The 16773-nt window shown below is 37.6% G+C and carries 11 protein-coding genes; 8 read left to right on the top strand and 3 right to left on the bottom strand.

All coding sequences use genetic code 11. From position 1 onward, the window contains the following. Positions 1-126 precede the first annotated feature (126 nt). Positions 127-897 (top strand): TRCF domain-containing protein, encoded by a 771-nt coding sequence (locus tag ACTS4L_RS10230; RefSeq protein WP_440651999.1) that lies wholly within the window; start codon positions 127-129, stop codon positions 895-897. 248 nt (positions 898-1145) lie between these two features. On the opposite strand, the gene glyS is transcribed toward ACTS4L_RS10230, so the two are convergent. Beyond that, a complete protein-coding gene (glyS, locus tag ACTS4L_RS10225; RefSeq protein ID WP_440617625.1) occupies positions 1146-3218 on the bottom strand; it encodes a glycine--tRNA ligase subunit beta in 2073 nt (690 codons plus the stop codon). 214 nt (positions 3219-3432) lie between these two features. Between glyS and ACTS4L_RS10220 the strand changes: the two genes are divergently transcribed. Continuing rightward, the gene (locus ACTS4L_RS10220; RefSeq protein ID WP_440617624.1) at positions 3433-4371 is read left to right on the top strand and encodes a sphingomyelin phosphodiesterase; all 939 of its coding nucleotides are present in this window, start codon (positions 3433-3435) and stop codon (positions 4369-4371) included. Between the two features lie 314 nt (positions 4372-4685). Here the strand turns inward: ACTS4L_RS10220 and ACTS4L_RS10215 are convergent, their stop codons facing one another. Together ACTS4L_RS10215 and ACTS4L_RS10210 are read right to left on the bottom strand one after the other, a co-directional pair. Beyond that, on the bottom strand, positions 4686-5738 hold the full coding sequence (locus ACTS4L_RS10215) for an Rpn family recombination-promoting nuclease/putative transposase (protein ID WP_440617623.1): 1053 nt from the start codon (positions 5736-5738) through the stop codon (positions 4686-4688). Between the two features lie 535 nt (positions 5739-6273). After that, positions 6274-8199, bottom strand: a complete 1926-nt coding sequence (locus ACTS4L_RS10210; protein ID WP_440617622.1) for a transglycosylase SLT domain-containing protein — start codon at positions 8197-8199, stop codon at positions 6274-6276. 142 nt (positions 8200-8341) lie between these two features. Here ACTS4L_RS10210 and ACTS4L_RS10205 point away from each other — a divergent pair, with 142 nt between their 5' ends. The 6 genes from ACTS4L_RS10205 to ACTS4L_RS10180 all read left to right on the top strand — a co-directional run bounded on the left by ACTS4L_RS10205 (position 8342) and on the right by ACTS4L_RS10180 (position 16674). Then, positions 8342-9121, top strand: coding sequence for a sulfite exporter TauE/SafE family protein (locus tag ACTS4L_RS10205; protein WP_440617621.1), 780 nt, complete (start codon positions 8342-8344; stop codon positions 9119-9121). A gap of 66 nt (positions 9122-9187) precedes the next feature. Beyond that, a complete protein-coding gene (locus tag ACTS4L_RS10200) occupies positions 9188-10498 on the top strand; it encodes a sensor histidine kinase (protein ID WP_440617620.1) in 1311 nt (436 codons plus the stop codon). A gap of 563 nt (positions 10499-11061) precedes the next feature. Beyond that, the gene (gene ptsP / locus ACTS4L_RS10195) at positions 11062-13572 is read left to right on the top strand and encodes a phosphoenolpyruvate--protein phosphotransferase (RefSeq protein ID WP_440617619.1); all 2511 of its coding nucleotides are present in this window, start codon (positions 11062-11064) and stop codon (positions 13570-13572) included. Next, positions 13572-15302 carry an N-acetylglucosamine-specific PTS transporter subunit IIBC gene (nagE, locus tag ACTS4L_RS10190; RefSeq protein ID WP_440617618.1) on the top strand — a complete coding sequence of 577 codons (1731 nt, stop codon included), beginning with the start codon at positions 13572-13574 and terminating at the stop codon, positions 15300-15302. Before ptsP ends, nagE begins: the two co-directional genes overlap by 1 nt. Positions 15303-15405: 103 nt before the next feature. After that, positions 15406-16119, top strand: coding sequence for a UDP-2,3-diacylglucosamine diphosphatase (locus ACTS4L_RS10185; protein WP_440617617.1), 714 nt, complete (start codon positions 15406-15408; stop codon positions 16117-16119). Between the two features lie 66 nt (positions 16120-16185). Then, a complete protein-coding gene (locus ACTS4L_RS10180) occupies positions 16186-16674 on the top strand; it encodes a hypothetical protein (RefSeq protein WP_440617616.1) in 489 nt (162 codons plus the stop codon). Positions 16675-16773: the final 99 nt, after the last annotated feature.

The raw sequence follows: 16773 nt of genomic DNA, 5'->3' as shown, positions 1-16773 counted from the left end.
CTGCCAATCACAATGCCATAAGTCGATTAAAAATAGCCAGACACAATAAAAAATTAATCTGAAACTCTAAACTTCAGCATTGTTATTGAACGCGCTGATAATTTTGGCTTAGCGCAATTACATCAATTGCGTGGACGTGTTGGACGCTCACATCACCAAGCTTATGCTTATTTACTGACACCACCTGAGGCATCATTAGCAAAAGATGCTAAAAAGCGTCTTGAAGCTATCTTAGAAACTGAGTCTCTAGGTGGTGGCTATATGCTAGCCAATCATGATCTTGAGATCCGAGGCGCCGGTGAGATGCTTGGCAAAGAGCAAAGTGGTAACATGCAAGGTATTGGCTTTAATCTGTATATGGAGTTACTGCAAAAAACCATTTCTGCCTTACAAAAAGGTGAAACCTTTGATGCAACCAAAATCAATCAATCATTTCAGCTAGATGCTCAGATTGAGCTGCGGATACCAACACTTTTCCCTGAAGAGTATATCTATGACGTGCACACGCGCCTTGGACTTTACAAGCGTATCTCTAGTGCAGAGACACATGATGAACTCGATAGAGTTAAAGTTGAAGTGATTGACCGCTTTGGTTTATTACCCGAACATGCGCAATATTTATTTGACATTACTCATTTGAAATTAAGCGCCACTCACCTAGGTATTCATAAAATCGAAATGCACTCATCAGGTGGCAAGATCAGCTTCAACACACCGCTTGAGTTTGATCCTATTCATTTGATTACGCTAGTGCAAATGCAGCCGCAAGATTTTCAGCTAAGTCAAGACCAAAAACTTGTTATTAAAAGAGCATTGTCTCAAGCACATGAAAGAATTGCGTTTATTAGTGTGTTCATGGATAAGTTACAGTCTAAAATAAAGCAAACAAGGCATTAAGTACCTAAGTAATAATGAAAAAAATAAGTTGAGCTTCAATTACACCCCTCACCCGCGCAGCTTAAGCTTCACAACCTCTCCCACAAGGGGGGAGATGCTAGCTGATGCAACTATTCTTGATTCGTTACTATGGGTATTCGGGTCAGGTTTGATCCGAATATGATGATTCGTGATTATTCTCAGACTTAATCCTAGAATAGATAATATTTGCGTAGGGGCGTATCGCATACGTCCTGCCATGCCTGAGATTACAAAACAGATAAATCAGCTACTTGGCGAAATAATTGGGATATTTTTTGTAAGATTGCCAAACGATTATTTTTGATCTTTTCATCTTCAGCAATAACCATGATGTGTTCAAAAAACTCGGCAATCGGTTCATCCAATGTCGACAAGCTCAGTAATGCCTCTTGATATTTTTTGTCACTTATTAACAGAGATAATTTGCTTTCAACAGAATGTAATACTTCAAACAAACTGATTTCTTCAGCTTCTTGCAGTATGCTTTGATCAATATTCAACACATCATTGACAACATTTTTTGCCAGAATATTAGCAACACGCTTGTTGCTTTGCGCCAAGCGCGCGCACGCTGCATGCGACTTAAAGCTAATCAAGGCATTAATACGCGCATCAAAGTCAGCAACATCGGCGTGATCAACGGCTTTCACTGCTTCAAATATTTCTGCAATAACCCCCTCTTCTTTATAAATTACCTTTAAGCGATCAATAAAGAATTGCTTCAAACTATCCTTTAAATCTGCTTGTGCGCTTAATTGATTCGCTTGGAAGGTGTTGATTGATAACTCGATCAATGTTGATAAAGAGATTGCTAAATGATGCTCTTTTAATATACGTAGCACACCAATCGCTGCACGCCTTAAAGCAAACGGATCCTTGTCCCCTGTTGGCTTTTGTCCAATGCCAAATATGCCAACTAACGTATCCATTTTCTCAGCAATAGCTAACGCTTGTGCTATTTTACTTTCAGGTAATTTATCCCCTGCATATTTTGGCCAATACTGCTGTTCAATTGCCTGACACACTTCACTGTCTTCGCCATGTGCTTTGGCATAATATTTACCGATAATGCCTTGCAGATCAGTAAACTCATAAACCATATCAGTCATTAGATCCGCCTTACTTAAGTATCCTGCACGCTGCGCAAGCTTCTCATCAGCGCCAATGACCTTAGCAATCGCTTGCGCTAATAAAGCGATGCGCTCAGTGCGATCAAAAACAGAACCTAGCGCTTTTTGGAATGTCACAACCTTTAACTTCTCAACATACGCCTCTAACGGCTTTTTAACATCAGTATCATAGAAAAATGCGGCATCTGATAGGCGTGCTGCCATTACTTTGTTGTTGCCTTTAATCACGGTTTGTGGGTTTGAGCTATCGATATTACTCATTGTAATAAAATGATTGATCATCTTATTGTTGTCATCCATTAAGGCAAAACACTTTTGATGCTCCTCCATTGCTGATATTAATGCCTCTTGTGGCACACGCAAAAAGTTTTGATCAAAGTCACATAATAAAGCATGTGGATACTCGACAATGGCTGTAACCTCTTCAACTAAGTCATCATTTAATACCACATGAGCATGGTGCGTTTTAGCTAAGGCTTTGGCAGAAGTGACTACTTTGTCTTTACGCACTTGCCAATCAATCAATACATGTGCCGCCTCTAGTTTACGTACATACTCACTAGCATCATTGATGTGTATTGCATCCGGCGCGTGGAAACGATGACCATAACTGATATGTGAAGTTTTGCAGCCATAAAAGTGAGCATCAACTAGCTCATCACCAAGAAGCAATATCGCCCAATGCACAGGACGCACAAACTGATAGTCCTCATCTCCCCAACGCATCATTTTTGGAATCGGTAGTTTCTTCAGTGCACTGTCAATAATATCAGCAATTATCTCTTTGGTTTGTTGTCCCTTTTGCTCAATTTGATAAAAAAGTCGCGTACCTTTACTGTGTTCAATAGTGGTAAGTTGATCAACACTCACACCACAAGATCTTGCAAACCCTAAAGCCGCTTTAGTTGGCTTACCATCCTCGTCATATGCTTTATCGATAAACGGACCTTCTTTATCGATCAATTTATCTTTTTGCGTTATTTGTAATTGCTCAATCACAAAAGCCAGACGTCTTGGTGAAGCATAGAATATTTTGCCTTGATAGCCAATATCTAACTCATCTAATACTTTACAGACATTTTCTAACAGTTTTTGTGCCATATTTTTTAAGGCTTTCGGTGGCAGCTCCTCCGTGCCTAATTCAAATAATAAATCAGCAGTATTCAACATAAATTAATTTCGTTAATTTCATCACTTGCAATGGGGCTGTATTTTAACGTTAATAATAAGCAAAAGTAAGCAAAAGCAGTAAAAACCTAAAACTCTAATGGAAAAATACTATTTTCACCCTGCTTTAAGTATACTTTGCATCATTTTCTTCTAGACTGTCCTTGAGCATGTGAAAGATACTCCCCAACTTAAAAGGAAATTAAAGGAGAAGACAATGAAGCGATGGAAGTTAATAATCAGTGTTTTGATGTTAGTGATCACACCCTATCTCTTTGCTGCTAAGATCAAAGTGATGACGTATAATGTGAATTTATTACCCAACATTCCTACCCCATTAACCACAAATTTAAATAAACCTTATCAACGTGCTTATTATATCCCTAAAGAAATTGCCAAACATAATATCGATGTTGTCGCACTGCAAGAAGCGATTGCGCCGATTTCTTTTTATATCTTGGATAAACGCATGAAAGCTTTCGGCTATAAGTATCGTACAGATGTTGTCGGTCAGCCAAGCTTAGAACATCTAAATCTACTTAATGGAGGTGTTGTTATTTACAGTAGATATCCAATTGTTGGTCAACCTCAATATGTGATTTTCCCACGTTCCTATGGACTTGAGAGCATTTCCAATAAAGGGGCTGTATTTGCTGCCATTGAAAAAGATCATCAAATCTATCATTTTATTTCACTACATGCGCAAAGCTTCAGCGGCACTATCGATGATAATGAGTTTAACGTATGGAAAAGACAGATGGGCGCTCTGCAAGAAGCTATTTCAAATCAACATTTCACAAGCAATGACAAAGTTATATTAATGGGCGACTTTAACGCAGATAGCGGTTATTCAAGTGCTACAGAACCTACTACTGGTAATATCGTCTATCGAACATTGCTTAATATGCTGCATTTAAAGTCAAGCGCGCCTTTTGCTCAAAACACACTGCCCTTTAGCTATGATAAATTAACCAATAGCATGGCAGTCAGTGATGAAAGAACGACACTTGATCACATGCTTTGTATTGATGGCGCTATCTGCCCAAGTGACACACAATCAACCATAGAAATTGTTGCACTTAAAAACAAGCATCTAGGTGATATGCCAGATTTATCTGATCATTATGCGATGATTGGCAGCTTGGTTTATCCTTAGTCTTTCTTAAGTCTTATCTTTTTGCGTGGACAAAAAGGTAAGCGAAAAATCCAGCGCAGAAAGTTTTTAAATGGCACTTACGCCGCAGTTTTTAAAACTCGTTACACTCAAACAGTTAAAAACCTTATTGCCCCTTAAGCGCCTAAAACTTCTCATCTGCACCGAACTCTGAAGGTTTTTGTCATTCTTTTCGACTCAACTTTAAATTATCACAAAGCAACTATTAAGCATGATGAATTCTCGTTTTAAATGCATTGCACCATCTGACATCACTATTTAAAATGCCTTTGCTTTACATAAAAAACACGATTAAATTAATGCTGCAATTCTTGATATATCCGATTCACATCTTTGAGACTCAACTCCGTAATTTCAGCCACATCCTCAATTGTGTAACCTTTCGACAGCATGTTTTGAGCAACTACTACGGTTTTGTCACGCATACCTTGTTGCATACCTTGCTGCATTCCTTGTTGCATTCCTTGTTGCACTCCTTGTTGCATACCATCTTGCTTTGCTGCTGCTTCTCTTCTTTGTAGGTAGTTCATAAATTCACCTTCTGTATTGTCATTAATTACCGCAATCAACCGATCAATAATCACTTCATTGGCACCAGGCCTGCTTTCTATGTATGAGAATATCTGATTTAACAGGTTTTTTCCAGCCTGTAAAAAATATATGGCTTGATTGGGATGCACTAATAACCACTCAATCAATGATTGCACTAATCGCTCGCGACTATGTTTGAGCATATACTCAAACATTAAATCTGGATCAAACTTTGCAAGTGCTTCATCACTCATTGTTGTCAAATCAATCAATTCAAACTGTCCCAGCTTAAGCTTGCCTGCTAACTCAGCATCCTCAAAACAATCATCCAGCGCTGTGCTATACGGATATGGAGAAACCTCACCATGATAAAGCACAATTGGTACCAACAAAGGCAACTGTTTATTGCCTTGATCTAAATGCCGCTGTATGATTTGCACCGAGTACGAAAGCATTCTAAAAGCCATCAAGCTTTCTGCTTTAGATTGATGTTCCCACAAAAAATAAAGATAGGCATCTTTATCATTAATCTTTGCTGCATATAGCACGTCAGAAACCACTTTACGTAAGTTATGTTGAATAAACTCCGTAGGTTGTTTGACTAAGCTTTTAAAATCAACCTTAGCCACTAAATACTCTGGCAGATGTTGCTTAATCAGCTTTACCACTTTACGCTTTTCCGAGAGATTCGCCTTAAAAAAAGCATCATGCGCAGTTAATACCTCTTTATTCTTTTTCGGCTTTTGTTGATGTGTTTGATCATTTTGTTTGGTTTGCCCACTATCCTTAGCCTGATCAATGTCTTTGTTTTTTGTCATAAACATACACAGCTTTACTTCAATACAACCATTGTTGTTGATTCACGCAACTAGATCAACTGTATTCTGTTGTCAATTTGATGGGAAAAATACTTCACCGCTGCAAGCGGCTTGTGTGACTTACTTTTTTGCGTGGACAAAAAGTAAGCGAAAAATCCAACGCGGAAAGTTTTCAAACGACACTTACGCCGCAGTTTTTAAAACTCGTTCACTCAAACAGTTAAAAATCTTATTGCGCCTTAAGCGCCTAAAACTTCCCATGCGCACCGAGCTTGTATGGCTTCTGCTTGCATCAAACGCTAACTGCTGCGATAGCTAAAAGCCCATTCAAGTTTTTAGCCCAAGAAAATGGTACAGATTTTTGCTTGCCAATCTCTGTCCTCTGTCATCTGAATGGGCAAATACTTATCAATATGCCATCAAACCGCATAATGGATATTAGTCCAACTCTGTCATTTTTGGTGTCTGTGGCGAATGTTAGCCCTGCCCCGTCATTTTTCAAGATAAAGCTTTATAATACATTAACGATTTATGCTTAAGTCTTATCTTTTTGTGATATTGGCTGCATTACTTGCCCTAAGCGAAATTTTTTATTGCCCAATATCGCCTGATTATAGACCACCATATTGCGCAAAATATTCTTAACGTATTTACGCGTCTCACCAAACGGGATGATTTCAATCCATTGATCCGCATCTAGTTGTTGTGCTGGTAACCAGTTTGCCGCATTACCTTGCCCTGCATTATATGCTGCCATACCGATAATCAAATTATTGTTAAACAATTGATCCATAAAGTTCAAATTAGCAGCACCCAGCATGATGACTTTATTAGGTTTGTATAAATCATCATCTTCATAGCTTAAGCGGTATTTTTTTGCCAGAAATGCGGCTGTCGTTGGCAAAAGCTGCATTAATCCTGTAGCACTTGCAGAAGAAGTCCCATGTACACGAAAAGCAGACTCTTGACGCATCATTGATATGATCACATCTGGTTTAATATGAAACTCTTTGCCCGCCTTTTGCACATCTGACCAAAATGCTAGCGGATATAGTCCTGTTAGATTATTCCAACTTCCCGCATTAGCATAAGCACTGGTTGAGATCTGATAAATCTGTTGTTGTCCAGCAAGTTGCGCAATGGCTAACTGTTCCTCGTTGGTAAAGCCATTTCGACTAAAGCGCCATAAAGCAAATGACAAACCATATTCTTTAATCTGATATAAATCAAAGATCTGTAAAACGGTCTGATTACTTGCCATCTCGTCTAAGGTTTTTTGATCAACCTTGACGGTTTTATTATTTAACACATAAGGTAGACCTAGGTTATCGGCAGCTAAAAAGCCATAATAACTCGTATCTTTTGCCAATGCTGTTAAAATCGCTTTAGCTTTACTCTCTTGCTTTAAAGCTTGATAACTTTTCGCCTGCCAATAACGCCAACCATCTGCTGATTTGAGCGATTTCGGTAATTCACTATACCAATTTAAATAGTCATCATAATCATTCCAATAAATTGCTGTACGTAAACGCCACTGCCATAAGAGAGTTGATGCATATTTATTTTCGACATCTTTGAGCCATTTCAGCGCTTTTTTATTATGCGCTCTGGCATAATCAATCGCAATTTCAGCACTGATCAAATTAATGGTTTTATTATCAAGCAAATGCTTTTGTTTAAAGGCAAGCCAAAAATCCTCGGCATAATGTGTATCTTTAGACGATAGATTGGCCATGACACTGATAACAGCAGATGAGACCCCATTGATATGATGATATTGAACCGTCCAATCATCCATATATTTTTTAGGGTTTTGCGTAGACTTTAACCATAAGCCATAAAAGCCTTGAAGTTCTTTATTTTTTGTCTTATTAATCCACTTGAATGCTTCTTTAACGCGACCAGAAGTAGCTAAAGCATATGCTTTTAACCTGATTTGACGCTCACTTAAATTGACATGTTTCTCCCAAGTAGATTCAAAATCATCACAAGCTCGCGGCAAATTGGCACGCGATAGCCACAGATTAGTAAAATCATTAATCGCTTTATCTTTATCACCAACGCTATACTCGGCAACAACGGCATAACACTTGCCATTAAAGCCTAAGTTATTGTCATAATAATGTAAAAACTTCTGCCAATCTTTTTGCTTAAGATAGTAATTTGCTAAATCCTGCTTCAATTGACTTGCCCAAAAACTCCCTTGATTTTGCTTTAAATAAGCATCGATGGTTTCTTGCTTAAATGAATCAGGGTCAACAGTGATCTCTTGGTATTGTAGAAAGGGGTACAATGGCGTTTTAGTGAGCTTTGCTTTGACTTGATAATAGTCTTTATAATTTTTTGCCTGTAACAAACTTTCCGCTTTATTGAAATTAGCTAAGTCTGTTTTATTCATTGCAAAGCTTGTTGATAGCATCAAAATGGGTGCAGTTAATAGCAGTAATTTTTTAAAGTGCATGAAGCGGTTAATCCTAAGAAGCTGTAATAACACCTCATTTAATAAAAAATGTGGCATAAATACAATAATTGCACTCACATTTGTATGCGTTTGTATAAAAAAATCTTACAATAAGTCACTACAATACATGCCTTACCAAAGGATGATTATTTTATACTCCGCATTAGTCGGATTTTTTGCAAGCTGCTTATCCAGCATCTTTGGTGGTGGTTTTGGTCTACTTTCAGTACCTGCCATTTTCTGGATTATTAGCCATTTCTATGCTGACATGCCCCAAGCGATGCAAATGACTATTGCCACTGGCTCATTATGTTCAATTCCTTTAGGCATTATTGCCAGTTATAAGCAAATCGTAAAATACAAAAATTTTGATGCTGCTCTTTACAAAAAAAGTATCATTTTCATGACAGCAGGTGCATTAATTGGCGCCTTTATTGCCTCAATCATTCATAGCGATCAGATCAGGTATACCTTTGCTATTGTGGTATTAATCGCGGCTGTTTGGTTGTTGTTTTTCAACAAAGAAAAAGATACTGAACACCACGCCCCTCAATCGTTATATCGAGTATTATCAGGCTTTGTTGGCGGTATCTCGACACTCACAGGTGTCTCAGTATTTACCGTACCCTTTTTCGTACTATGTGGCATTAAAATCAAAAAAGCCATTGGTACATCAACCGTTATTGTATTTACCTATTCGTCCATTGCTGGCATTTGGCTTATTTGTCTTGGCATTCCCTCTATGGGCATTAGCTGGCATAACTTTGGTTACGCCAATTTAGTAATCTTTGCCTCAGCATTAATTCCCTGCTTAATTGGCGGATTGATCGGTGCCAAACTTGTCCACATACTACCGAGTCAATTTCTACGTAAAATTTTTATTTTAATGATGTTTGTCGTTGCGATTTCTATGCTTGTTTAGCATTTTATCAACTTTACATTATACTTAACCTTCAAAAGGACCTGATATCTAATTGATGGAAAAAGCATGACAAGCCAATTTACACAAAAAGTAAACACACACTTCACAACACTTTTTCTAAAGAACTATATCAGCTTCCCAAAACTGATTAGCATTATGCTGATTCTAGTTATTCTCAATAGCTTTTTTATTACGGCTATTCACTTGCACTATCACGCAAAATATGAGGATTCATTAGTGCAAAACTCGCTGTTTAGTTTACTACGCATTCGTAATCAATACTTAACCCAAGCTAATGTTGAGCCGCGCTTTGTGCACTTTCAAACAGAAGTGCATCAAAGTACGCAGCTCAATCAATTTAATATTATCTTTCAAAAAGTTGCTGGCGCCTATGAAGTGAATAATACCTTTGTTAGCAACGAACTATTTGATCAAATGCATCACGACCTACTGGCTAACCACCAATTGTTTATTACCAGTGCTATTGATGATGATAAAGACCATAAGGTTATTACTTTTTATGTTTTCCTTAATCCTGATAATGACCTTCCTTATCTTTTAAGTAGCAGCATTAGTATTAGTATTGCTATTATTTTATTACTTTTTTTCATGTGGTATCTAGCACGGTTTATTCTTCCGAAATTATTACTCAACTCAGCAACCAATGATAAACAAACAAATCAATTGCCAAAATATCTCAACAAAGACGTCTCAATCCTAAAGCAGCAAATACATTTATTGCTACAAGAAAAAACCATTATGTTGTCATCAATGTCACATGATATGAAAAACTCACTGACTAAATTAAAACTCTTGAAATATATTATTGATAATGACAAAGCGCAATCCATATTAAGTCAAGAAATCGATGAGATGCAAATGATTATCGACTCATCTTTGGCCTTTGCAGAACGTGGTAGCAATAATGCAAAAGTGAATTTTGATCTATGTGCATTTCTTGACAACGTATATCAACAGCTCTGCCAACGTGGTTATGCATTTACTTTTACCAATGAGCTAAAAGCGCATACTTTTTTCTTGGGGTACCCTAATTTATTAAAGCGTGCGTTACTCAATATCATTAATAATGCTGTCAAGTATGCACCTAATTACACGTTGAACGCCTACATTAAAAATGATCATATTGTCATTGACATTAAGGATAACGGTCTTGGTATATCAGAAAGCGACTTAAAGAATATTTCTCAAGCATTTACACGCGCACAACACGACGAACATCAAAACATCGATGGTCATGGTTTAGGGCTTGCCATTACTCGAGTTGCCATTGAGTTTAACGCTGGAGAGCTTAGTTTTGAAAACTTAAAACCCAATGGACTGCTTGTTCGCATACGTTTAGCAATCAGTGAAAGCTAAACAGTACGAAAGGATTCAGGTCAAGACCAAATATTCATCCATAAGTACTCACCACACTCTGAGCGTAAGTCGAAGCGATGCACTGGGCATCAGTCGAAGTGGGTAAGCTTAAGAAAATCACACTTCATAGAGGCTTCGACTTACGCTCAGCCAACGCTTACACAATCAAAGGGGAAGCATATGGTCATAGCCAGAATTCACAGCCATACGCAATACTTTATATACGGTATACATCACAGTAAATAGTACATATTTATTGAAAATAAACTACATAAGATGTATTTTATAGCTACTTTTGATTTGGCTAAACATTGTAAAACGTTAGTAACTTCGTTAGTACAAAGCAAATAACATTACGATATAGCTGTTTCATTTATGCTTTACGTATTTTAGTTTCTATATATACTTGAGTGCATGATAATATTGCAGTTAATAGCTTGTTCTATTAGCAATAATATCATCATATAAAAGTCCCAAGTAGATGGCGAAAATTGTGCAGAGAGTATAGATGGGGTGGCGATAAATACAATGGGGGATAAAACAATGATAATGAGGGATAAACAATGGGATTAACATTATATGCGCCTGTTAATGGGTTTATTGTTGAATTAGATCAAGTGCCAGATCCGGTATTTGCAGAAAAAATGGTTGGTAATGGCTTTGCAATTGAGCCTTTGGATCAAAATATATACTCACCAGTAAAGGGTGTTGTTAAAAATATTGCTAAAACCAAACATGCCATCACCATTGCTACTGAATCAGGCTATGATGTACTGATTCATTTAGGACTCGAGAGTGTTGCACTTAATGGGCAAGGGATTGATGTACATGTATCAATCAACGATCAAGTTGATATCAATACTCTATTGCTTAACTTTGACTTAGCCGTCATCAGCAAAAAGATTAAATCCTTAATTACACCGGTGATTATTACTGATTATCAAGAAGATGACTTTTTATTAAAAATCAAAGGCAGATGTGCCGCCCAAACACCAGTCATTACATTGGATGGCACAATACATAATGATGGCAATAAGCCATCATCAAAGTCAGAAGATCAAATTTTTGTCACTCGCAGCATCATGATCAAAAACCCACATGGCTTGCATGCTCGCCCTGCGGCATTATTAGCGCATACCTTAAAATCATACGATGCTACTGCAATAATCTACAAAGGCGATGCTAGTGCTGATGTTAAAAGTCTTGTTGCATTAATGGGACTAAATATACAACTCAATGACAAAATCACACTAACTGTCAGTGGTCAAGATGCTGAAAAGGCAGCTTGCGCATTAGAACATGCACTCATTAACTTTGTCGACGATCACATAGCCGAAGCGCAACCGGCAAAATCTGAACTTAATCAGAATAAAATTAACGGTAATCAATACTTAGGTGTCTCTGCTGCTAAGGGGCTTGTTATCGGTCAATTACAACGAATTAATGAGGAAAGCTTTAACTATGCCGATGAGACCAATGTGCCAGAAGCACAAGAGCTTGAGCGCTTTACATTAGCCAAAGAACAGCATGAGAAGCAACTATCAGCACAAATGTCTACGTATGCACATGATAAGGCAAAACATGCAATGCTTGATGCACATTTAGCACTTTTAAATGATGTAAATATCAACAACAGCGTCACTCAATTTCTCGCACAAGGCAAAACAGCAGAATATGCATGGGATCATGCAATTTTAGAATCAATTACTACTCTTGAAAAGACACAAAATACCCTATTGCAAGAGCGAGTTGCTGATTTAAAAGACATTCGCAAACAAGTGCTATACCTATTAACCAATAGCACACCAGCAAAAACACATTACACCAAGCCAACCATTTTGATCGCTGACGAGTTTACCTTGTCGGATATTTTAGAGGCGGATCAAAATATTGTAGGCTTTATCTCAATAAAAGGCGGACGCACATCTCATGTTGCGATTATTGCCAACAATAATAACTTGCCTTTATTAATCCAAGTAGATAGCAATTTATTTAATCACTGTGCTCAACAAGTTATCTTAAATGCGACAGATGGTTATGCCATTATTAATCCTGATCTTGATACGATAACGCAATACCAAGCTAAAATTGCTACTTTAAATGATGCCTTAGCACTAATACGTGCTAAAGCAACAGAACCTGCTAAAACAAAGGATGATCATACAATCCATTGTTATATGAATATCAAATCACCTGAAGGATGTTTTAGTTTTGCGCAATCGGGTGCTGAAGGTGTTGGGCTATTTAGAAGCGAATTTATTTTCTATGATCGCGTAACAGCACCCACTGAAGATGAGCAACTTAGCATTTATAATGAAGTATTAGATGCAACCAATGATACACCAATTATTATCCGTACTTTAGATGCCGGTGGTGACAAGCAAATCGATTATTTAAATATGCCACATGAAATGAATCCTTTTTTAGGGGTTCGCGGTATTCGTTTATGTTTGAAGCACCCTGAGATTTTACGCACACAATTGCGCGCAATTATTCGTACACAAAACCCTAATGCGCAGATTATGCTGCCAATGATTACGCATATTGATGAATTTCGTCAGGTCAAAGCCATCTATGAAGAAGAGCGCCTAAAACTCGGTATTAACATCAAACAACCATTAGGCATTATGGTTGAAGTCCCTAGTGTTGTTTTTCAAGCGGAGCTTTTTGCCAAAGAAGTTGACTTTATGTCAATTGGCACCAATGATTTGACACAATACTTGTTGGCAATGGATCGTGAGCATGATGTGCTTGCCGCTGATATTGACCACTTACACCCTGCGGTTATTCAAGCCATTAACATGGTCAACATTGCCGCACAAAAGCATAACACTAAGCTCTCTGTTTGTGGATTAATGGCTGCAGATCAAGAGGCATTAGCAATACTCATCGGCTTAGGTATTAAGCATTTATCAATGCGCAGCAATATGCTTGCTGAGAACAAAGCTTTGATTCGTGGACTTAGTTTGCTTGATTGCCAAAAACTGGCACAACAAGCTTTAACACTTGAATCAGCCGAAGCCGTGAGAATACTTGTACGTCAACAAATTAGTTTTAATGAGGGAGGAAACTAATGGCTAAAAAATTTAACTTTCAAAATTTACAACAACTTGGTCGAGCATTAATGCTACCAATTGCAGTATTGCCCGTTGCTGGTATTTTACTGCGTTTTGGTCAACCCGATCTACTTAATATCAAAGCGGTTGCTGATGCTGGCAATGCCATCTTTGCTCACTTACCACTCTTATTTGCTGTGGGTGTAGCCTTGGGCTTTGCTAAGAAGAACCATGGAGCTGCTGCTCTTGCCGCTGTTGTTGGTTTCTTTATTATGAATAGTGTCATCAACACCATTGATACCGGCGTTAATACGGGTGTACTTGGTGGTATTGTCATCGGTATTATTGCAGGCATGCTTTATAACCGTTTTTATGAAATTAAACTACCCGAATATCTGGCATTTTTTGGTGGCAAACGCTTTGTGCCCATTATTACAGGGCTTACCGCTGTATTGCTTGGCTTTCTCTTTGGGTTTATTTGGCCACCCATTCAAGATGGCATTAATGCCTTTGGTACCTGGTTGATTGGCTCAGGTTCAATTGGCTTGTTTCTATATGGTGTCTTTAACCGTATTTTATTGATGTTTGGTTTACATCACATCCTAAACAATCTTGTCTGGTTTCAATTTGGCTCATTTCATGGTGCAGCAGGTGTTGTTCATGGGGATATTGCACGCTTTATGGCGGGTGATCCAACGGCTGGTGCATTTATGGCAGGCTTCTTCCCCATTATGATGTTTGGCTTACCTGCAGCTTGTTTTGCGATGTATCGCCATGCCCATAGCCATAAACAAAAAGCGGTTGCCGGCATGTTATTTTCCATTGCATTAACTGCCTTTTTAACCGGAGTTACTGAACCAATTGAATATAGCTTTATGTTTCTTGCTCCTGTTCTATACCTTATACACGCTGTACTTACTGGTATTTCAATGGTCGTTATGTATGTGCTAGGTGTTAAGCTTGGATTTACTTTCTCAGCAGGCTTAATCGATTATGCACTCTTTTTTAAGATGGATACACATCCGTGGCTATTGCTACCTGTCGGTGCCGTGACTGCTGTTGTTTATTACTTCTTATTTAGTTTCTTTATTAAGAAGTTTAACCTGCTAACTATCGGTCGCGAAGTCGATGAAGTCGTTGAAGAAGATGAAAAGGACGCTCCACAGTTGACCGAGTCACGTGCACTTAACTTTATTGGTGCTTTAGGTGGTAAAAACAACTTAGATAATATTGACGCTTGTACAACGCGCTTACGCTTGCAAGTCAAAGACAGTGACAACATCAATCAAACACTACTTAAAAAGCTTGGTGCGCGCGGCATTGTGATACCTGATAGCAAAACCGTTCAAGTCATCCTAGGACCTGAAGCAGATCTCATTGCAGGTGAGATGAATGAAGCCCTGCCATACGCAGCTGATATATCATTTGGTAATATATCTGAAAATAAAGCAAGCATTCAACCTAAGGTGACTTCAAAAGCAGTTGCGTCGAACGCCAAACATTATGACATTGACGCGATTATTCATGCGCTTGGTGGTAGTGATAATATTATCAATGCCAACATGTGCTCATTAACGCGTATTGATGTGGAACTTCAAAGTGTGCATCAGTTAAATTTAACTAAGCTATATGAGCTTGGTGTTGATGGTTATACTATGTTGAATGACACCACGATACAGTTGTTGGTCATGGATAATGCCAGTGCAATGGCAAATGATTTAAAGACAACAAGTGTTAGTTGCGAATAAGGCTCGGAATAATCTACCTCAAAAAACTAACACAAATTCAAAAAAGCACTTACCAAGTGACTCAATAACATTTATGATTTGTATATGATCAAGCTTTCGCTTTATGATGATAATTAATTACTATATTGTTGCGGATTTGCATTTAAATGAATCACGCCCACAAACTATTGATTTATTTAAGATATTTTTAAATAACATTAGCCACGTGGGTAATGCACTTTTTATCTTAGGTGATTTTTTTGATTACTGGGTTGGGGATGATGTAATAAGCCATATGCAAGAAGATATTATCGAAGCACTTTTTAATGCCCATCATAAGGGGTTAACTATTTATTTCATGCACGGCAACCGTGATTTTTTAATTGGCAAAACCTTTGTACAAAAAACGCAAGTAATCCTTATTGATGATCCATATCTTTTGCAATTAAAGCACAAAAATATTGTGCTAATGCATGGTGACTTATTATGCACTAATGATAGAAGCTATCAAATATTTCGCTGCATTGTCCGTAATCTACTGGTTAAAAAACTTTACCTATCACTATCAGCAAAAACACGCCAACGTATTGCACAAAAAATCCGCGCTAAAAGCAAACAGAAAAACAAAAAATACAAAATAATTGATGTCACATCCAAAGGAGTTAAACGATATTTAGGTGATAATAAATTATTAATTCATGGTCATACCCATTTGTTCAATACGCATTATGAAACAAGCTATACACGCTATGTTTTAGGTGATTGGTTTAATACAGGCAGTTATATTCATATTGATCATGATGAAAATATTAAGCTTTTAAAGCTAGATGCAGTTTGAAAAATAGCAAGACTTTGCCATACTTACAGTGTCATAAATATTTCAAAAAATGGAGCTTAACATACGATGAGTCAGGAAAATATTACTAGCATTACCACGCAAACGACAACGCTCTCAAGTGATCCACATGCCATTTTAGGCATGGGCATTGCACTACTTATTATGATCGTTGTTTTCTATATTTTTTCAATCGCCTTTTCATGGAGCGTTTATAAATTATTAAAATGCATTGATCAAGACAAACAAGTCACCAAACCATGGTTTGCCTGGCTTTTCCTTATTCCGATCGTCGGTTATATTTTCCAATGGATTGTATTGCCCTTTGGCGTTGGTAATGCACTTAAAAAATATCAAGATATGACCATTAAACTGCGCGGTGATACTCTATTCATTCTAGGATTAGCTTTGGTTATATTGCCAATTATTACCTTTATTCCGATCATATCACCGTTTGCATCAGTCGCTTGTATGGTGATCTATATTATCTATTGGGTCAAAATTGTTAAAGTGCGTAAACTACTTGAGGCATTAAATCTTAATACAAATGAAGCTTAATAAACACTTATTCTCTACTACTTGTTACATCCAACTTTATATGGCTCTTAACTGCTGTTTTTGTCTCGCACTGAATGCGTAGTTTCAGCGCTCCTTATA

It is taken from the genome of Cysteiniphilum sp. 19S12-1, assembly GCF_052030685.1.
GTDB lineage: Bacteria > Pseudomonadota > Gammaproteobacteria > Francisellales > Francisellaceae > Caedibacter.
This window is presented reverse-complemented; position numbering and strand designations above follow the sequence as displayed.